Raw genomic sequence first — 18,182 nt, forward strand, 5'->3', positions numbered from 1 at the left:
CGGCCTTTGGCCTAAGCCGACCTACGCACTTCCATCGAGCTTTTATAGGTCGGATTAGCCGGAGGCGTAATCCGACATGTGGCGCCGGCGCCGGCCTGCGCGATTGCGCCAGCTCGCCGGGTGCGCGGGCGTGTCGGCTTACGGCCTGCGGCCGGAGCCGACCTACGCGCTGCTTTTGTAGGCGGGTTAACCGGAGGCGTCATGCGGGGCCATCCCCAGCCCGGGCGGTTGAGTCAGCTCACCGGGTCCTCAAGCCTGTCGGCTTACGGCCTTCGGCCTAAGCCGACCTACGCGCTTCGATCGAGCTTTTGTAGGTCGGATTAGCCGGAGGCGTAATCCGACATGCGGCGCCGGCCTGGGCGAATTGGGCTGGCTCGCCGGGTACGCGGGCGTGTCGGCTTACGGCCTGCGGCCTAAGCCGACCTACGTGCTTCGATCAGGCTATTGTAGGTCGGATCACATTCGGGGCGGGCCTGGCATGTGGGTGCTGGGCTTCCACTCCGGTATTCATAAAAAAGGACTCCCGAAGGAGTCCTGAGGTGGCGTTCCCGTATTATTTTTCTGCAGCTTTGAAGCTGCGTCTGCCGGGATTCTTTATTTCGCCGTGTCGTGGATTGTTGTTCTCCATCCCCTCCGAGAGACCGCGCGATACGGCGCCAATGCGTTGCTTCGTTAGTGGCCCTCGGCGCATATGTTTTGTTTTACGCCGCGCGCCAGCGCGGGTCAACGTATCGGCAGTTAGACCTTAGGCGAACGATTTCATGTTTCCTATTATCATCAAACCTTTAACAGGGTATCTCGATAGTAGGACAGCTCCTCGATCGAGTCGCGTATGTCGTCCATGGCCAGATGACTCGAATCCTTGGAGAAGCCGCTCGCCACTTCGGGCGCCCAGCGGCGGGCAAGTTCCTTGAGGGTGCTGACATCGATATGCCGGTAATGGAAGTAGGCCTCCAGCTCGGGCATGTAGCGGGCGAGAAAGCGGCGATCCTGGCAGATGCTGTTGCCGCACATGGGCGAGCGACGCGCGGGCACGTAGCTTTCAAGAAACTCGATGGTCCGACGCTGGGCTTCGACTTCATCAACACTCGAGGCGCGAACCCGCGCTACCAGCCCGGAGGCGTTGTGCTGGCGCGTGTTCCATTGGTCCATTCCCTGCAGCCGATCATCACTCTGGCGGACGGCCAGGACCGGCCCTTCGGCGAGTATGTGAAGATTCGCATCGGTGACCAATGTGGCGATCTCAATGATGCGATCGGCGTCCGGGTCGAGGCCCGTCATCTCGAGGTCGATCCAGATCAGGTTATCGTCGGCGTAGCTCATGGGTTCTTCTTGGTTCCTAAACTTGCATTGTGCGCGAGGCGTTCGCCGACGACCACCCACCGGGTTCGTCACGGCGGCGGGCAGTGTTATCGTGACATCGAACAGTTCTCAACCGAGTCACGCTTATGAATTCGCTCGCGGATCAGAAATGCGCCCCCTGCGAGGGCGGCACCCAGCCGATGACGGGTCAGACGGTGACCGATCGCATGAAGCAGCTCAGTGATCATTGGCAGAATGCGGATGACGAGAAGATCGTAGGCCAGTTCAAGTTCAAGAACTATTACCGGACCCAGGCATTCGTGAACGCCGTGGCATACATCGCGCACTGCGAAGATCATCACCCCGATATCACGTTCGGTTACAACAGCTGCCGCATCGAATTGACGACGCACGCCATCGGTGGCCTGTCCGACAATGATTTCATCAGCGCAGCGAAGATCGATCGCCTGTTGAATTGATTCGCGGCCGGCCCGGCCAGGCGCAGCCGCTACCGTCCGCTTGTTCTTTCGTTTACAGCGGCCGGCGGCCGGAGAACGCCTGGCTCAGGGTGCCGGCGTCGACGTACTCGAGCTCGCCCCCCACCGGTACGCCGTGGGCAATACGGGTGACACTGGCGCTGTTCTGGCGCGCGAGGTCGGCGATGTACTGAGCGGTCGCCTCGCCCTCGACGGTGGCGCCGACGGCGAGTATCAGCTCCGCCACCGGTCCGCGGACCAGACGGTCGCGCAGAACATCCAGGCCGAGCTGCTCGGGGCCGATACCGTCGATGGGCGACAGATGCCCCATGAGCACGAAATAGCGCCCGTCGAAGTTGGTGTTCTGCTCGATGGCCATGACATCGGCCGGACTTTCGACCACGCACACGCGGCTGGCATCCCGCTGCTCGTTTCGACAGATCTCGCAAAGCTCGGCTTCGGCGAACATCCGACATTCGCGGCAATGCCGGATGTTGGCTATCGCCGTCTGAATCGTCTGCGCCAGATGGATACCGCCCTCGGGCTCGTTCTGAAGCAGATGAAACGCCATACGCTGGGCGCTTTTCGCGCCCACGCCGGGCAGTACGCGGAAAGCGTCGATCAGCCGGGATAAAGCAGGAGCAAAGGCCATAGCGGTTTCGTGGTGCACATCGTCTGGGCCGAGGCCGCGATTATGCCGGAATACGGGCTGGTTCTGGGGGCTTGTTGTTGCCGGCGGGTGCCGCAGCCCGGGCTGATGCGGCATTACGAGGGGCGCGGCGGTGGCTGGCACGGGGCTTCGGTCTGCGCGTCTGGACCAGCTCGCCGGGTGCGCGGGGCTCTGTCGGCTTACGGCCTGCGGCCTAAGCCGACCTACGCGCTTCGATCGGGCTCTTGTAGGTCGGATAAGCCGGAGGCGTCATCCGATAGCGGACCGGCCCCGGCCCGGGCGAATTGGGCCGGCTCGCCGGGTGCGCGGGGTTCTGTCGGCTTACGGCCTTCGGCCTAAGCCGACCTACGCGCTTCGATCGGGCTTTTGTAGGTCGGATTAGCCGGAGGCGTCATCCGATAGCAGGCCGGCCACGGCCCGGGCGAATTGGACTGGCTCGCCGGGTGCGCGGGGCTCTGTCGGCTTACGGCCTGCGGCCTGATATGGATTGACCTGTCAACTATGACTTATCACTTATTCATAATCGGTGTGCTGGCGCATGCCCTTGGAACAGAACACGGGCGGCGGATGCGACGGTAGATCACTCTGATATACGTGGATTGGGTACCGACCTGACATGTCTTCGTCGCGGAGCTGCCTTGCTCTAAGTGCGGGGATCAGCGGACCGAGTCCGCTGCCCCATAGGCCGGCCAAGGATTCTCCAACCGGGCCGATCGTGTTCTGATCCAAGGGCATGCATGACCCTGTCCTCCTGCTGGGCGATTAGAATGGCGCGTACGGCTTAAGCGACCGCCGCCGTGTTCACCGGAACGTCACAGGCGATCGCCCAGATGAAACCCGCCAGTTCACGCGCCACCGCGGTCGTCGCTTGGGGCGTGTTCTTACCCGCACCGATCAGATGTCGATAACGGCCGCATAACCGTTTCTGAGCCTGCCAGGCGATCGCCTGCACGTGAGGGCTCGTTTGTTCGGCTCGGCGCTGTATCACCGCACTCTTGCGCGCGGGGAAACGATACGCCCAGGCGGCTTCGACGAGCACACGCCGCACATGACCGTTGCCGGTCTTGGTGATGCCGCCTTGACGCGTCGCGCCCCCGCTCGAGTGCTCGCTGGGAACCAGGCCGAGATAGGCCATCAATTGACGCGGTGAATCAAAGCGGGTGATATCGCCCAACTCGGCCAGCACGGTCATGGCGGTGATCAGCGAGATGCCGCGCAGGGCCATGAGCGCTTCGACGACCGGGCGCATGGACCAGGTCTCGCAGGCCCGGCGCATCTGTTCGATCAGCGCCGCCACGCGACGCTGCGCGTCGTGCACGGTATCGATATATTCCGTCAAAACGATCTGCTGCACGGGCGTGGCCATGCGGAGTCGCTCGATCCAGCGAAAATGCGCCTGGGTCCATCGACTCTTGCCGTCATACACGTGACCGTGACGCAGCAGGAACGCGCCCAGGCGCTGACGCGCCACGCGCTCGATCGCTTTGAGATCTTCGCGCGCCCGAGTGAGATCGCGCATGGCTTCCTGCTCTTGATCGGGCACCCAAACCGGGGTGAGCTCACCGGCGCGATGGAGCCGTGCCAGACTCAGCGCATCCCGCCGGTCGGTCTTCACCCGATCCGTGGCGCGGCGCGGCATCAAACCGGGGGCCACCACGATACAGTCGTGGCCCATCTGCGTGATCTGACGATGCAGGCCGTAGCCGCACGGCCCGGCTTCGTAGCACACGCCCAGCACTTCACCATCCGGCGACAGCTTGTGCATCAGGCGCTTGATCGCCGTGGCCGTATTGGCAATCTCGCCGCGGTAAACCGGCGCGGCCCGACCCGCAGCTGCCACAGCCACCGCAATCGTGGCCTTGTGCACATCCAATCCGACATAAACGCTAAACTCTGACATGACCTGCCCTCCTCAATGTGGCTCTGCTTGAGAATGATCCCGTCCTCAACGTAACCCACGAGCGTTGAGGACGGGCAGGTCAATCCATGGTGTCTAAGCCGACCTACGTGTTTCGATCGGGCTTTTGTAGGTCGGATTAGCCGGAGGCGTAATCCGACATCCCGGGCCAGGCGCGAGGCCCGCGCGTTGCACGGGCCTCGATCGGCTGTTTAGAACGGCAGGCTCATGCCTTCCGGCAGTTCCATGCCGCCCGTCAGCTCGGACATTTTTTCCTTGCTTGCGGTCTCCACGTGTTGAACGGCGTCGTTGATTGCCGCGGCCACGAGATCCTCGAGGAACTCCGGGTCTTCTTCCAGTGCCGACGGGTCGATATGCACTTTTTTGACTTCGTGCTTTCCGGTCATCACGACCTTGACCAGTCCGGCGCCGGACTCACCCGTGATTTCCATCTGCGCCAGCTCTTTCTGGGCTTCCTGCATCTTGCCCTGCATGGCCTGGGCCTGTTGCATCATTTTGCCGATGGAACCTTTCATTGATTGTCTCTTTGCTGCATCGCGCCCGGTGAGCGATGGGGTTTGATCGTTTCGGGACGCAGCCGGGCACCAAGCTGGCTACGCAATTGCTGAATGATCGGGTCGTTTTCGATGGATGCAACCGCATCCTGCTGCCGCTTTTCGGCATTGGCCTCGATACGCTTGGCCGGCGTGTCGTGCAGCTCATCCACCACGTTGATCTTGAGGTGCGGGGGCGCGGCCGTGCCCCAGGCATCCGCCAGGGCCGATTGCAGCCGCTCGCGAGCATCCTCGGTAGCCAGAAAGGCGTTCGCACGAGCCAGTTCGAGCTCGATCAACGTGTTGTCGAGATGGCGGCATACGCCGTTGCTGGCAAGCTGAGCCGCGAACCCGCGAATATCGAGACGCGGAACAAGCGCGTGCCAATCCTCGGGGTGATCGCGGGTCGACGCGAAATCGAACGTGTCGCCTGTGGCCTCGGGCGCGTGCCCGGTGTTTTCCTCCGCCGCGCCCGCCGTCCGCGACGAATCGACAGCCGCGACACCCGGATCCAGCGGGCGTTGTTCCGGCGTGGCAACCGCCGCAACGGCGGCCTCATCGGTCGTCTGGCGCCCCGCTTCGGGCTGCGACTGTGCAGAGCTCACGTGCGTCTCGGCAACGGCCGGCGCGCCCTGTTGTTGATGGGCCCCGCCGGTCGATTCGCGGTCGGTGGAAGCCGTCGCGTCCGGCGCCGGCGTGGGCACCTCGGCCGCCGCGCGATTCGCCGGGTCTGGCGTGGCGGGTTCCTGCGCCGCTGGGCCGCTTTGCTCGGTGATCGCCGCAGGCCGTTCGGCAACCGTCGGTGCAATGTCCGCCGGCGCTTGTGCAAGCGGTTCCGACACGGCCACGGCTGGCCCCGCGGCATCGGGCGTCGCGACCTGCTCAGCGGGTGTGGCCGTCGACTCGTCTGATCCGCCGTCTTTTTTGCCCTGCAGCTGCGCGCGGGCGCGGGCCATCGCCTCGCGCGCGCTTAGCTTGCGACCCGCCGGGGCACCCTGTTCCGGCGCCTGGGGCCCACGCGAGGCCGGCGCTGGCGAACTCGTCGACGCGGGCACGGGGTTGTCGCTGCCTACCGGCGCGAAAGCCAGCATGCGCAATACCGACATCTTGACGCCGACTAACGGATCCGGCGCATTCGGCAAGTCGCGTATACCGGCAACCGTAATGTCGTAGAACAACTGTGTGACGCGCGGATCGAGGCGATCTGCCGAGGCCTGCCAACGCGCGCTTTCGTCATCGATTGCTTCGCCGACCACCTGCACTGTCGCGATGTGCTGCCAGGCGGTCGCGATCGCCTCGAGCAGGTATCGCATGTCGATGCCCTGGGCATAGAGCGACTCCAGCGCAATCAGGGCGACGGTGGCCTGCGCGTCGATCACCGCGTCGATCAGTTCGGCGACACGCGCTTCGCCAATCGTGCCGAGCATGTCGCGCACACCGTCGACGTCCAGATGACCGCCGCCGAACGCAACGGCCTGATCCAACAACGACAGCCCATCGCGCATACTGCCATCAGCCCCGCGGGCGAGCTCGGCCAACGCTTCCTCGTCGGCCGACAACGACTCCGCGTCCACAATATGGCGCAGCCGATCGGCGATACGCGTTGCCGACAGACGCTTCAACGGAAATTGCAGACATCGCGAGAGGATGGTCACCGGGATCTTTTCCGGTTCGGTCGTAGCCAGCAGGAACTGAACGCGTGGCGGCGGCTCCTCGAGCGTCTTCAGCAGCGCGTTGAAGGAATGCTTGGTCAGCATGTGCACCTCGTCGATGAGGTACACCTTGGTGCGGCCGCGCGTGGGTGCGTACTGCACGTTGTCCATCAGGTCACGAGTGTCATCGACACCGGTACGCGACGCCGCATCGACTTCGATCAGGTCGACATAGCGGCCTTCGTCGATTTCGCGGCAGGTGGCGCAGGCCTCCTCACCGACGCAGGGCGACGCGCTCACGCCGCGCTCGCAGTTCAGGCATTTGGCAATAATGCGCGCGAGCGTGGTCTTGCCCACGCCGCGTGTACCGGAAAACAACAGCGCGTGATGCAGCTTGTCGCCGTCAAGCGCATGCGTGAGCGCACGAACGACATGCTCCTGGCCAACGAGCTGATCGAAGCGGCGGGGCCGCCATGTTCGCGCCAGCGCTTGAAAACTCATGCGGAGAAACGTGACCTGACGTGACAGGACACTAGCGGCGCTTGCGTCATGAGGCGAACCATCCCGGAACGAATGCGGCTTATCTTTCCAACTATCGCGGCGTGGCCCGGACGTTTCAAGCGAAAACGTCCGCCGCGTCAACAGCCAGGGCCGACCCCCACCCAGCGAAAGCCATCGCCCGCGCCGCCGGCGGGCCGATAAAGGTGGCGGCCCGCGCCAGCGACACCCCGGCGCCCGAGTCCGCCGCTACCGCTGCTCCCTTCCGGGCCTGACGGGGTTTACGGCATATCGTCGCGGGGGCACCGACGCGGGCCACCATTGCAAACGAGTGCTTCGGTTTTCGCGCCGACGCACTTTATTGGCGGAGAGGGAGGGATTCGAACCCTCGGTACGGGGTTACCGCACACACGCTTTCCAGGCGTGCTCCTTCGACCGCTCGGACACCTCTCCTAAAAACGGCTGCAGATTGTAACTGATACGTCGCCCTTGCGGGCGACCGGAGAGGGAGGGATTGTAAAATCGCTTTTGGCGATTTTTATCCTCCGGACTCACAAGCCAAGCTTGTTCGCGTCAGCCGCTGCGCGGCTGGTCGAACCCTCGGTACGGGCCTTTTATGTACGACTTGGCGCACACACGCTTTCCAGGCCTGCTCCTTCGACCGCTCGGACACCTCTCCTAAAAAAACGGCTGCAGATTCTAACTGATAGACGCCCGTAGCGAGCGCCTGCCGAATATCGGCTCGTGATTCACGAAGCGCAAATCGGGCAGTGATTGTACCTGACCCACAGGAACGGGAACAGCCTCTGCGTACATAGACATGGCGACAAACGCCGAAGTGGATATCATTCTGGCGTCAACACAGCATGCGGGGCGTACCGCGGATGAACGTGCGACATCCTCCCGACATACGCCCAGAGTCGATCAGCTTGGCCACGTGGGTCAGATGCGCCGCGAGAATGCGATGCCTCAGCCAACCCGTGCGCCCCACGCCCTGCCCTACGGGCTTCGATCGTGTCGGCTTACGGCCTGCGGCCTAAGCCGACCTACGCGCTTCGATCGGGCTTTTGTAGGTCGGATTAGCCGGAGGCGTAATCCGACATCGGCGCCGCGACATAGGCGGCTCGGCCGGCTCGCCGAGCGCTCAGGCTTGGCGATGTGTATCCGATGCGCCGGGCGAATGCGATGCCTCAGCCAACCCGTGCGCCCCACGCCCTGCCCTACGGGCTTCGATCGTGTCGGCTTACGGCCTGCGGCCTAAGCCGACCTACGCGCTTCGATCGGGCTTTTGTAGGTCGGATTAGCCGGAGGCGTAATCCGACATCGGCGCCGCGACATGGGCGGCTCGGCCGGCTCGCCGAGCGCTCAGGCTTGGCGATGTGGATCCGATGCGCCGGTCGGCGGCGATGCCTCGGCCAACCCTTGCGCCCTGCGCCCTGCCCTACGGGCTTCGATCGTGTCGGCTTACGGCCTGCGGCCCAAGCCGACCTACGCGCTTCGATCGGGCTTTTGTAGGTCGGATTAGCCGGAGGCGTCATCCGACATCGGCGCTGCGCGAACTGACATTCTAGCTCGACGTGCCGAGTGGCGGCGGTGTGGTCAGGCAACGGGACCGCGGGTTGCTGGCGTCTGTGCCCTGCAGGGCCGTGCTGTAGGCGGCAACGGGGCCGTTCGGCACCGAGGGAATTTTCATATCCGGGTCGGGCTTGGGAATCTTGAGGCCAGCCGGGCTCTTGAGCTTCGGAAACACCTTGGCATTTTCATAACGCTGCGTCGTAAGGCAGTTCGGGGAGCCCGCACAACCGCCGAGAACCGCGGCCAGCAGGAGCACGAGGCCGCCCTCCATCGCTCTTCGACCCATAAGCCTTGCCTTAACCTTTTCGATTTTATTCATTGCGCTTCCTTGAAAGCTCCACAGTGTCGCACGACGCATCCGTACCCAACGACACGCTCGCCCTAGTTGTCTTTCTTGAAGCCGTCCCAGTAGCGATTAAGATCGCGTGTACCGGTAAGCGAGTACAGCGTATAACGCCGGTTCAGCGATGCCCCGCCGTCACGCGTGAGCGGCGTATAACGGGCGGTCACATAATCACGGGAGGACTTGGTGAAGAAGATATCGAGCGGCATGGTGAGATAGATCCCCTTGTTGAAGCTGCCCTCGCCATATTTGCTGCCCGCGGAGGTGAACACGGCATAGGCGCCCAGCGTCACGCCGGAATCGAAGGTCTTGGACAGATCGATCGTGGTGCCATAATCCTTGGCCAGATAACGCCCCACGCTGAGCCGGGCCAGGATGTGGTCGATGCCGGTCTGGATATAGGCGGTCGCATGGCCTTCCACCGTGGAGTATTTCTTGAAACCGAACTGGGTATTGTAGTCGCGCTTTTTCACCCAGTTGACGTCGGCGCCGAACGCCACCCGGCTGTTGAACGGACGATACAGGACCTCGCCCCCGACACCACCGTACATCTGCTCTAGCAGACCGCCATAGACCATGCCAAACACATTGTCCGACAGCCGGGCGGTGCGCGTGTACTGCAGGTTATAGACGCCGACCGATGTGTGCTTGAGATACGAGACGACGTCGCTGCGTACCCGTGGCAGCTGGCTTGGGGCTTCGTAATTAGCGTGGCTGAGATTATCAAATAACGAGTAGGCCACCGAAGCACTGGCCCAGCCGTGCTGATCGGTGCGGTATTGCAAGCCGACACGCGCCAGGGCCTGGTACAGCAGACCGTCCGGGCCGCCATAGTTGTAATTCAGCCCCGGTCCGATGTCGTAGGAAAACCCGCGCACGGATTTTTCGTATAACGTCTTGCCCGGTTTGGACTGAGCCCCAGCCTTGCTGACGCCCGACACCGTGACGCCTTGGCGATAATCCAGGTCCGCGAATGGACTGTCCGGACTCGTCAGCAGCGGATCGGACGGCAACGGTTTGCGCGGCAGCTTGTCGTCACGCAGGAAGAAACCGCCGCCCTGCCAACGATATTCGAACGAGCTGATATCGCTGCTTGCAGCGTTGTGCAGGATGCGGTTGCCCCGCAGTTCCGCCTGCGCCATGTGGCGATAGGTCGTGGGCGAGCCGTCGACGATGAGCGTATGGTCTTTTTTCGCAATCCGGGTGACCGTGATACCGGCGTTATCGCTCAATTTGCTGGCGACATTCGACCACGATTTGGGCTGATTGTCGCGGCTCTTCTTCGGCACCACCGGGGCCGGGTCGGACTTCGGCTGGGTCAGATGAGCTAAATTGACCGACAACGTGCCGCCGAGCATGACCGTGGTGCCACGCTCAAATCCCGCGGACAGCGTCACATTACGGTTCAGGCGCAGACGGGCGCCGAAATTGACCGGTAGCTTCTGCTGGAAGCTGTCGTGCAGCGGTTGATGCTTGTAATTGTTGCCGTCATATTCGATTTGCAGCGTGAGTGGGCGCCAAGGCGTGGTGTATTGAATCCCGCCGAACAATGCTTCCCGTCCGGTGAACCATGATGTCACGCTGAATTTCCCCGTATTACCCAACCCGCCCGCGAATCCAACGCGATGGCTGAAGTGGCTGGAGATCAAGCTCAACGGGTTGCCCAAATCGCCCCGGCTGCCGAGATAACCCCAGGCGACGCCCAGACTAAAATCGAAGTTGTACCAGCGCTTGTTGGCGACCAGATATTCGCTGCTGAACAGGCCGGTGCCGCCCAAGTCGCGAAAGCCTATCGAGAATTCTGGCACGTAACGGCTTTCATGGACGGGCGTAATCTTGAGATCGACGCCTTTGTCCAGGTAGCTACGGTTTCCCGCAATAGCCCGCCCGTACAAGCGATTGGAGATCGACGTGTACCGAAATCCCGCTTGCAACCAACGGAACGGCTGAAAACTGAAGGCGAAGTTGCTATACGGTTGGATATGGCTGTACGTAAATGAAAACTCACCTTCCGGGGCATGGCGCGCGGTGGGTGTTTCGAGCAGCCCGGTGCCACCATAATCGGTCTGAAAGACTGGCAGCCGACCGGTCTTTTCAGCGGCAATCCCCGGACGCACGACCACGGGCAGGACGAGCACACACGACAACGCAGCGAGACGCGCCAGCCGGCGACGCCCGCGGGTAACCTGTTCAACCATGATTCGCACTCTGACCCAGCGGGAAACTGCGGCATTTGCGGCCGACCGGCATATGCGCCACCAAGTCCGCGATTGCGTCGCGCATCCACGGGAAGACGGCGCCCTTGAGATCAATCGCACCGACGATACGCATACCGGGCGTGAGCTCTGTATCGGCATAATTCCAGGCCGCCACCCCATAATGATCGACGTGGCCGCTCGGTGATACGAGCGCTACTTCGTCGGTGGAACCGCCTTTAAGGTTCGGATCGCGCCGGAGCAGATCGGAAAGCCGCAGCCCGGGCTGCCACGCGACGCGATGAACGCCCACTGCATCCCAGACCTGAACCGTATCGGGCACACGGCAGTAACCGATCGCGGCCACACGTGACACAGGCGGCTGCTGATTCGGATGCGCCATCAACCAAGCCGGCGACCAGTCACCGGGCTGGCGATAATGATGGGTCTTCGCCAGCTGAATTTGCCACTGGTGGACGGCCTTGACCAGACCCGGATAACCCTGGCGCTTGAGCCGCCACTGCAGCTGCTTGAACTGATCGAACAGGTCGGATCGCCGCCTTTTTTCTGTTGCATCGGTACTACGGGCCCGGATGAACGCATAAGGCCAGGCGACTTGGCCGACGTTTGGCATGGACAACCATGCCTCGATCAACGATGTCTTGTTACCGGATGCCGTCGTCTGGGCCTGCAGCCCGAGCATCGGCGCGACGCACAGAACCGCGCCGGTCAACCATTTTCGCCACATCCTCGCCATTCCCGATTGGGCGGCCTCCCCTGCGATGCGATCAGTGCAATCGACACGCGCTTACCAGCCGCGATTTTCCACGTGGTCCCCGGGTCAGCTCTGCGCCCACCACGGCCGCGCAACCTGCCAGCTGATACCGGGCGCCCCGGGCCAGGCCGCCACGTCGGCTTTCCAGACATGGCCTCCAGCGTCGCGCCAGTATACCGATCGCGTCTCGCCGCGGTCGGCCCAATCTAACGTTTCCGTGCATTTGTACAGTTCGCGCGTGGTTAACGGCAATTTGATCGCGCGGGTTTTGGTGCTACACACCCAGCGCGCTTCGGCGCGCCCGGCATGGCGAACGCCCTTCTTGTCGACCCAGGATCGCTCGACCCGGAATCGTTCGTCGGAGCCGAGCGATGCCATCGAAATCAACTTGCCGTCAGCCCCCATGGACTTGCTCATTTCCAGACGTGGCTTGATACCTGCTATTGACTGCAGAAAGCCATGTCGCAACACCACGGTTTCGTTGCGCGCTGTCTGCCAGAAGGTGAGCCCGCCCTGTTCTTCGGCGAGCACTAGCAGCCCCCCCCCGCGCCCGAACGAGAGCTCGATCGAAGCATACGGCACTTTTCTGGCTCGTGCAGCCAGATCGCCGTGCTGACCCGGCACCATACTGCCGAGCGTTGCCAGCATCGGGCTGCCAGACGTACTACAACCGCTGAGCGCGATAACGCTAATGCCGGCAAGCCAAGCAAAAAAATGGGCCGCCCGAAAGCGGCCCATTTTTCGCACTGGAGTTGGTGATAACACCAGCAATCTCGCGATGGAATCAGGTACCGCCAGTGCCCGTGCCGCCCGTACCACCGGTACCCGTGCCGCCTGTACCCGTACCACCGGTACCGCCGACACTGACGTTCTTGTTGTTACTGCCCGACGCAACTGCAAGCGAGGCGCCCACAACAGCGGCGGCGCCAGCAGCGGCCATGGCCCCATAGGCCAACGCCTGCGACTGGCCTGCGCCGGCCGCGCCACCCGACTTCAAAGGAGCCGATGCGCTGGAGGCGCTACCCGAACTGCCCTGGGCACTCGCGTCACTGGTCTGTGCGAAAGCCATCGGCGATGCCGCAAACATCGCGATGCTGATCCCAGCCAAAACCTTTTTCATATCATCAACTCCCGTGTAGTAACGGAGACTACTCTGGATAAACCGCTTCCAATACTACGACTCACCGAAAAAGACTTCAAGAGTTGGTCCCCTTAACCCCCGGGTACAGGCCGTAGCGGGATACCTTTTCTGGTTCCCGCGCTACTTTTACCATACATCGTCGCTGATTGTATAACCGATTAATGTTCGCCCACGACCTGTTTGATGGCATCCCGCACGGCGTCCTGAAAATGGTCCGCGAGCGGGGTCAGCGGCAGCCGGATACCGGGCTCGATCCAGCCCATTTCCTGGAGCGCCCATTTGACAGGAATCGGGTTCGCCTCGAAGAACAGCGCCGAATGCAGGGGGGCCATTTCGGCGTCCAGACGCTCGGCTTCTTCACGCTTGCCCTCGATGGCGGCCGTGCACATGCGGCTCATGAGGTTCGGCACGACATTCGCCACCACCGAGATGTTGCCCTTGCCGCCGACCAGCATCGATTCCATTGCCGTGCCGTCGTCGCCGGAATAGATCTGCATGGCGTCGCCGACGTGTTCGATCAACTCATGAATACGCTCGATCGAGCCCTTGGCCTCCTTGAGCGCGACGATGTTGTCGATGGTGGCCAGCCGCGCCACGGTTTCGGGCAGCATGTCGACGCCGGTTCGACTCGGCACGTTGTAGAGGATCTGCGGTATGTCCACGGCCATGGCGATGGCATGGAAGTGCCGATAGAGTCCTTCCTGGCTCGGCTTGTTGTAGTACGGGCAAACCAGCAGCGAGGCGTCCGCGCCCACGCGCTTGGCATGGCGCGTCAGCCGAATCGCTTCGTCGGTCGCGTTCCCGCCCGTACCGGCGATGACGGGAATGCGCTTATCGACGATCTCGACCGTGCGCTCGATGACTTCATCGTGCTCGCGAAAGCCCAATGTCGCCGACTCGCCGGTCGTACCCACCGACACGATACCGTGAGTACCCTGCTCGATATGCCAGTTGATGAGCCGTTCGAGCGATTGCCAATCGACGCTGCCATCGGCATGCATCGGCGTCACGATGGCGACCATGCTTCCGCCGAGCGCTTGCGTATCCATTACCACAGTGCCTCCTCACGCGTGGGAAGCGGGAATTGTAACCGTGTTGTTGGTGCTAACATACCCGCCTTTTGAACGTCCCGATTCGCGAACCGAGACCCGCATGCCCGAAATAAAGAAGTATCTGTCGCTCATCGTGCTTGGCGCCAGCCGGGACAAGCTGGCCCACGACCTCATCCGCGCGATCGGGCGCCGCGGTTGCGAAATCATCGAGTGCCGTATCACGCCGCTGGGCGATCATTTTTCGGCGGTGCTCCTGCTCGCCGGCAATTGGAGCGCCATGGGCAAGATGGAAAGCGCCCTGCCCGGCCTGGCCGAGCACCTGGGCCTGGCCATCCAGTTCGAGCACACCGAGCCCGCTGAACTGGCGCGCGAATTCCGGCCCTATGCCGCCGAAGTGGTGGCCCCGCAGCAGCCGCGTCTTCTGGCCGAGCTGATGAGCTTTTTCACCGAACAGGACGTCGCCGTGCAGGAGGCCAGCGTACAGGCCTATCAGTCCGGTATGACCGGGGCCGACATGTGTACGGTTCATCTTTCGCTGCACGTGCCGGTCACCCAGCATCCGCAGACGCTGCGCGATGCCTTCATGGATGTATGTGACGATCTGCACGCCGACGGCCTGCTCGATCCGATCAAGACCTAGCCCGCGCCGCCCCGCCCATCGTTATCAAGGAATTTCCGCTATGAGTACAATCGCGCCCGAAGACAAGGCTCCCGACTTCAAGGCGCCGGCGACCGGCGACAAGACCCTCTCGCTGGCCGATTTCGCCGGCCGGACGCTGGTGCTGTATTTCTACCCGCGCGACAACACGCCCGGCTGCACGCAGGAAGGCGAGGCCTTTCGCGACCTGTACACGGCGTTTCAGGCCGCTGGCGCCGAGATCGTTGGCGTATCCCGCGACTCGCTGCGCAAGCACGAGAACTTCCGCAGCAAGCACGGCTTTCCGTTCGACCTGATCAGCGACGCGGACGAAAGTGTCTGCAACGCTTATGGTGTGCTCAAGGAAAAGAACATGTACGGTCGAACCCATATCGGAATCGAGCGGAGCACATTCGTGATCGACGGCACCGGTGTCGTGCGGAACGTCTGGCGCGGCGTGAAGGTTCCCGATCATGCCGACGAGGTACTGGCTGCCGTGCGCGCATTGCGTGCCCCTGGGGCCCAGTGACCTGTCTCGTCCCACCCACCACGCGGTAACGCTCGCTATGGCCCGACGGGTTTTCGTTCTCGATACCAATGTGCTGATGCACGACCCCACCGCCCTGTTCCGTTTTCAGGAACACGATGTCTACATACCGATGGTCGTTCTCGAAGAACTCGACGGCGGCAAGAAGGGGGTCTCGGAAGTCGCCCGCAACGTGCGCCAGGTGAGCCGCTTTCTCGATGAGTTGATCGCCGGGCAGACGCATGCCGATATCGAGCGCGGCATCAGCCTCGATCAACGGGCCGCTGCGGTGGCGGCGCGTGGCAACGGACGTGATGCGCCGGAGGCCAGCGGCCGTCTGTTCTTCGAAACCCGGCCGCCCGAGGGCGAACTGCCGACCATGCTCCCGGGCAGCAAGGCAGACAACTCGATCCTGCTGAGCGCCCTGGCCCTGCGCAAGGTATTCGGCCAGTCCGAAATTGTCCTTGTTTCCAAGGACATCAATCTGCGCATCAAGGCGTCGGTGATCGGCATCGAAGCCGAGGACTATTTCAACGACAAGGTCATCGAGGATCTCGACCTGCTCTACACCGGCCATGCCGCGTTGCCAGGCGACTTCTGGGACCGGCATGCCGAGGACATGCAGTCGTGGAACGACATGGGCCAGACCTTCTACCAGGTCAGCGGCGGCGATGTGGCCGATTGGCACGTCAACGAATTGTTGCATTTCGATCGCCCGAACGATGTCGAGCTGATCACCCGGGACATCGAGGGCGAGACTGCCCTGCTCGAACTGGCCGAGGATTTTCGCGAAGGCAAACGCCACGTCTGGGGCGTGCATGCACGCAATCGCGAGCAGAACTTCGCCCTCAACCTGCTCATGGATCCGGACGTCGACATCGTCACCCTGCTGGGGGCGGCCGGCACCGGCAAGACCCTGCTCACGCTGGCGGCGGCGTTGTCGCAGACGCTCGACGAGTCGCGCTACCGCGAAATCATCATGACCCGCGTGACGGTTCCAGTGGGCGACGATATCGGGTTCCTGCCCGGCACCGAAGAAGAGAAGATGACGCCCTGGATGGGGGCGCTCATGGATAACCTCGAGGTACTGACCGGCAACAGCGGCACCGCATCCGAATGGGAGCGGGCCGCGACCAACGAGTTACTGTCCAACCGCATCAAGATCCGCTCGGTCAACTTCATGCGCGGGCGGACCTTCCTCGAACGGTTCGTGATTCTCGACGAGGCACAGAACCTGACTCCCAAGCAGATGAAAACGCTCATCACCCGCGCCGGGCCTGGGACCAAGTTCGTATGTCTGGGCAACCTGGCCCAGATCGATACGCCGTATCTTACCGAGAGCAGTTCGGGGCTGACTCGCGTGGTCGACAGCTTTCGCAATTGGCGCCATGCCGGGCATGTCACCCTCGCCCAGGGCGAACGCTCCCGTCTGGCGCATTTCGCCTCCGATCACCTCTGACAAGCTGGGGCGGCGCGCCCGGTCCGGCGGTCAGCGAACGGCGCGCGCGAGACGGGATGCCATCAGTCGGCATCCCGCGCGCCGGGCTGCCCCGACTCGTCGACATTCACGTTCTGCGGCCATGCCTTGAGCACCGAGTGCACAAGCGTAGCCAGGGGAATGGCAAAGAAGACACCCCAGAATCCCCAGATGCCGCCGAAGAACAGAACGGCCGTGATGATGGCGACGGGATGCAGATTGACCGCCTCGGAGAACAGGATCGGGACCAGCAGATTGCCGTCGAGCATCTGCAGAATGGTATAGGCAATCAACACCCAGACGGTCTGCGCATGCATGCCCCACTGGGCGTACGCCACCAGCACGACCGGCACCGTCATGCCGAATGCGCCGACGTAGGGCACCAGCACGGAAAAGCCCACCAGCGCCGAAAGCAGCATGGCGTAATCCAGCCCGAGCGACCAGAACACGATGTAGGCCGCGATCCAGACGATCACGATCTCTACCGCCTTGCCCCGCACATAGTTGCCGAGCTGGACATTGACGTCGCTCCAGACCTGCCTCAGCAGCGCGCCGTTGCGCGGCACGAACCGGGCGAACCAGCCGAGCAGCTGATGCTTGTCGCGCAGTATGAAGAACACCATCAACGGGACCAGCACCAGGTAGACCGCCAGATAGAACAGACTGGCACCGACCATGAGCGAACGGCTGAGCACGGTCTTGCGCAGCGACCCGACATCGATCGACACGCTGCCGATGAGCGCATTCATCTGCTCGGGCGTAATCAGCGACGGGTAGCGCGCCGGCAGTCCGCTGATCCATGCTTGCACGCTATGCACGAGATCCGGCAGCTCCTGGAGGATCTGGCCGGCCTGGCGCGTGAGCAGCGGCATGAGCGCGAAACTCACCCACACCACCCCCAGCAGCAGCGCCACCGATACCAGGGCCGCGCCGGCCGTTCGTGGCACGCCCAGGCGGCCGAGCCAGATGACCGGCGCATCCAGCAGATACGCCAGAACCAGGGCCGCCAGCACGGGCGCGACAAGCTGCCCGACGAACAGCACCAGCACCAGGCCGACGAGGAGCATGAAAACAAGCGAAACCAGCTGGGGGTCCGACAGATGCCGGGCAAACCAGGCGCGAAACACATTCATCGAAGCCGTTCTCGTTGTGGGGTGCGGGCATCAGCGGGCTATCGTAGGCGCTGAAGATGAACGATGCACGCATGCCGGCTCACGGCCTGTCGCGCTTGCCGCGCCGACACCGGGCCGGCGTCGTGGCATTTCGCCGGCAGCGACCGGGCGACGCCGGCGCGATGGCCACGATGGGCCGGCCTGCAACCGCCGCGCGGGCCGCCTCCGGCGCCCGGACGCTCGGTGACCCGATCGAACCAAACGCGCTACGCTGAGTCCAACGACTCAAGGGTTTTGATC

At 62.8% G+C, this 18,182-nt stretch carries 16 protein-coding genes, 1 tRNA gene and 1 other RNA gene; 4 read left to right on the top strand and 14 right to left on the bottom strand.

Annotation, left to right across the window (positions count from 1 at the left end):
• Positions 1-777: 777 nt before the first annotated feature.
• Complete coding sequence (gene orn / locus SALB1_RS16415; protein WP_109994825.1) at positions 778-1,323, bottom strand: oligoribonuclease; 546 nt, start codon at positions 1,321-1,323, stop codon at positions 778-780.
• A 125-nt stretch (positions 1,324-1,448) separates the two neighbouring features.
• Between orn and SALB1_RS16420 the strand changes: the two genes are divergently transcribed.
• Positions 1,449-1,781, top strand: coding sequence for a 4a-hydroxytetrahydrobiopterin dehydratase (locus SALB1_RS16420; RefSeq protein WP_109994826.1), 333 nt, complete (start codon positions 1,449-1,451; stop codon positions 1,779-1,781).
• Between the two features lie 52 nt (positions 1,782-1,833).
• Here SALB1_RS16420 and recR read toward each other — a convergent pair whose 3' ends face one another.
• The 12 genes from recR to dapA form a co-directional block, all read right to left on the bottom strand.
• Positions 1,834-2,430 (bottom strand): recombination mediator RecR, encoded by a 597-nt coding sequence (gene recR / locus SALB1_RS16425; RefSeq protein ID WP_109994827.1) that lies wholly within the window; start codon positions 2,428-2,430, stop codon positions 1,834-1,836.
• Between the two features lie 799 nt (positions 2,431-3,229).
• Positions 3,230-4,348, bottom strand: a complete 1,119-nt coding sequence (locus SALB1_RS16430; RefSeq protein ID WP_109994819.1) for an IS110 family transposase — start codon at positions 4,346-4,348, stop codon at positions 3,230-3,232.
• A 209-nt stretch (positions 4,349-4,557) separates the two neighbouring features.
• A complete protein-coding gene (locus SALB1_RS16435) occupies positions 4,558-4,881 on the bottom strand; it encodes a YbaB/EbfC family nucleoid-associated protein (protein ID WP_109994828.1) in 324 nt (107 codons plus the stop codon).
• The gene (gene dnaX, locus SALB1_RS16440) at positions 4,878-7,052 is read right to left on the bottom strand and encodes a DNA polymerase III subunit gamma/tau (RefSeq protein WP_109994829.1); all 2,175 of its coding nucleotides are present in this window, start codon (positions 7,050-7,052) and stop codon (positions 4,878-4,880) included. The genes SALB1_RS16435 and dnaX overlap by 4 nt, the downstream gene beginning before the upstream one ends.
• Before the next feature lie 211 nt (positions 7,053-7,263).
• Positions 7,264-7,360, bottom strand: an RNA gene (gene ffs / locus SALB1_RS16445) — signal recognition particle sRNA small type.
• 51 nt (positions 7,361-7,411) lie between these two features.
• A tRNA-Ser gene (locus tag SALB1_RS16450) sits at positions 7,412-7,502 on the bottom strand.
• Positions 7,503-8,616: 1,114 nt separating this feature from the next.
• The gene (locus SALB1_RS16455; RefSeq protein ID WP_145961354.1) at positions 8,617-8,943 is read right to left on the bottom strand and encodes a hypothetical protein; all 327 of its coding nucleotides are present in this window, start codon (positions 8,941-8,943) and stop codon (positions 8,617-8,619) included.
• Positions 8,944-9,005: 62 nt separating this feature from the next.
• Positions 9,006-11,165: a YjbH domain-containing protein gene (locus SALB1_RS16460; protein WP_109994831.1), complete on the bottom strand. Its 2,160-nt coding sequence runs from the start codon at positions 11,163-11,165 to the stop codon at positions 9,006-9,008.
• Positions 11,158-11,910, bottom strand: a complete 753-nt coding sequence (locus SALB1_RS16465; RefSeq protein ID WP_158590792.1) for a capsule biosynthesis GfcC family protein — start codon at positions 11,908-11,910, stop codon at positions 11,158-11,160. The genes SALB1_RS16460 and SALB1_RS16465 overlap by 8 nt, the downstream gene beginning before the upstream one ends.
• A 93-nt stretch (positions 11,911-12,003) precedes the next feature.
• A complete protein-coding gene (locus tag SALB1_RS16470) occupies positions 12,004-12,675 on the bottom strand; it encodes a YjbF family lipoprotein (protein ID WP_109994833.1) in 672 nt (223 codons plus the stop codon).
• A 46-nt stretch (positions 12,676-12,721) separates the two neighbouring features.
• Positions 12,722-13,057, bottom strand: coding sequence for a hypothetical protein (locus SALB1_RS19070; RefSeq protein WP_179950680.1), 336 nt, complete (start codon positions 13,055-13,057; stop codon positions 12,722-12,724).
• A gap of 179 nt (positions 13,058-13,236) precedes the next feature.
• A complete protein-coding gene (dapA, locus tag SALB1_RS16480) occupies positions 13,237-14,127 on the bottom strand; it encodes a 4-hydroxy-tetrahydrodipicolinate synthase (RefSeq protein ID WP_109994835.1) in 891 nt (296 codons plus the stop codon).
• Positions 14,128-14,230: 103 nt separating this feature from the next.
• Between dapA and SALB1_RS16485 the strand changes: the two genes are divergently transcribed.
• The 3 genes from SALB1_RS16485 to SALB1_RS16495 are packed head-to-tail and all read left to right on the top strand — an operon-like array spanning position 14,231 to position 16,752.
• Complete coding sequence (locus SALB1_RS16485) at positions 14,231-14,770, top strand: glycine cleavage system protein R (RefSeq protein WP_109994836.1); 540 nt, start codon at positions 14,231-14,233, stop codon at positions 14,768-14,770.
• A 40-nt stretch (positions 14,771-14,810) separates the two neighbouring features.
• Entirely contained in the window at positions 14,811-15,296 is a 486-nt protein-coding gene (locus SALB1_RS16490; RefSeq protein WP_109994837.1) for a peroxiredoxin, read from the top strand.
• Positions 15,297-15,333: 37 nt separating this feature from the next.
• Entirely contained in the window at positions 15,334-16,752 is a 1,419-nt protein-coding gene (locus tag SALB1_RS16495) for a PhoH family protein (protein ID WP_109994838.1), read from the top strand.
• 62 nt (positions 16,753-16,814) lie between these two features.
• Here the strand turns inward: SALB1_RS16495 and SALB1_RS16500 are convergent, their stop codons facing one another.
• Positions 16,815-17,903 carry an AI-2E family transporter gene (locus SALB1_RS16500; RefSeq protein ID WP_109994839.1) on the bottom strand — a complete coding sequence of 363 codons (1,089 nt, stop codon included), beginning with the start codon at positions 17,901-17,903 and terminating at the stop codon, positions 16,815-16,817.
• Positions 17,904-18,182: the final 279 nt, after the last annotated feature.

The sequence above is a fragment of the Salinisphaera sp. LB1 genome, from assembly GCF_003177035.1.
GTDB lineage: Bacteria > Pseudomonadota > Gammaproteobacteria > Nevskiales > Salinisphaeraceae > Salinisphaera.

What these genes read in the sequence shown, in the direction of transcription:
- orn (WP_109994825.1), bottom strand. Translation starts at nt 1,323, where the DNA reads ATGAGCTACGCCGACGATAACCTGATCTGGATCGACCTCGAGATGACG.
- SALB1_RS16420 (WP_109994826.1), top strand. Translation starts at nt 1,449, where the DNA reads ATGAATTCGCTCGCGGATCAGAAATGCGCCCCCTGCGAGGGCGGCACC.
- recR (WP_109994827.1), bottom strand. Translation starts at nt 2,430, where the DNA reads ATGGCCTTTGCTCCTGCTTTATCCCGGCTGATCGACGCTTTCCGCGTA.
- SALB1_RS16430 (WP_109994819.1), bottom strand. Translation starts at nt 4,348, where the DNA reads ATGTCAGAGTTTAGCGTTTATGTCGGATTGGATGTGCACAAGGCCACG.
- SALB1_RS16435 (WP_109994828.1), bottom strand. Translation starts at nt 4,881, where the DNA reads ATGAAAGGTTCCATCGGCAAAATGATGCAACAGGCCCAGGCCATGCAG.
- dnaX (WP_109994829.1), bottom strand. Translation starts at nt 7,052, where the DNA reads ATGAGTTTTCAAGCGCTGGCGCGAACATGGCGGCCCCGCCGCTTCGAT.
- SALB1_RS16455 (WP_145961354.1), bottom strand. Translation starts at nt 8,943, where the DNA reads ATGAATAAAATCGAAAAGGTTAAGGCAAGGCTTATGGGTCGAAGAGCG.
- SALB1_RS16460 (WP_109994831.1), bottom strand. Translation starts at nt 11,165, where the DNA reads ATGGTTGAACAGGTTACCCGCGGGCGTCGCCGGCTGGCGCGTCTCGCT.
- SALB1_RS16465 (WP_158590792.1), bottom strand. Translation starts at nt 11,910, where the DNA reads ATGTGGCGAAAATGGTTGACCGGCGCGGTTCTGTGCGTCGCGCCGATG.
- SALB1_RS16470 (WP_109994833.1), bottom strand. Translation starts at nt 12,675, where the DNA reads ATGGGCCGCTTTCGGGCGGCCCATTTTTTTGCTTGGCTTGCCGGCATT.
- SALB1_RS19070 (WP_179950680.1), bottom strand. Translation starts at nt 13,057, where the DNA reads ATGAAAAAGGTTTTGGCTGGGATCAGCATCGCGATGTTTGCGGCATCG.
- dapA (WP_109994835.1), bottom strand. Translation starts at nt 14,127, where the DNA reads ATGGATACGCAAGCGCTCGGCGGAAGCATGGTCGCCATCGTGACGCCG.
- SALB1_RS16485 (WP_109994836.1), top strand. Translation starts at nt 14,231, where the DNA reads ATGCCCGAAATAAAGAAGTATCTGTCGCTCATCGTGCTTGGCGCCAGC.
- SALB1_RS16490 (WP_109994837.1), top strand. Translation starts at nt 14,811, where the DNA reads ATGAGTACAATCGCGCCCGAAGACAAGGCTCCCGACTTCAAGGCGCCG.
- SALB1_RS16495 (WP_109994838.1), top strand. Translation starts at nt 15,334, where the DNA reads ATGGCCCGACGGGTTTTCGTTCTCGATACCAATGTGCTGATGCACGAC.
- SALB1_RS16500 (WP_109994839.1), bottom strand. Translation starts at nt 17,903, where the DNA reads ATGAATGTGTTTCGCGCCTGGTTTGCCCGGCATCTGTCGGACCCCCAG.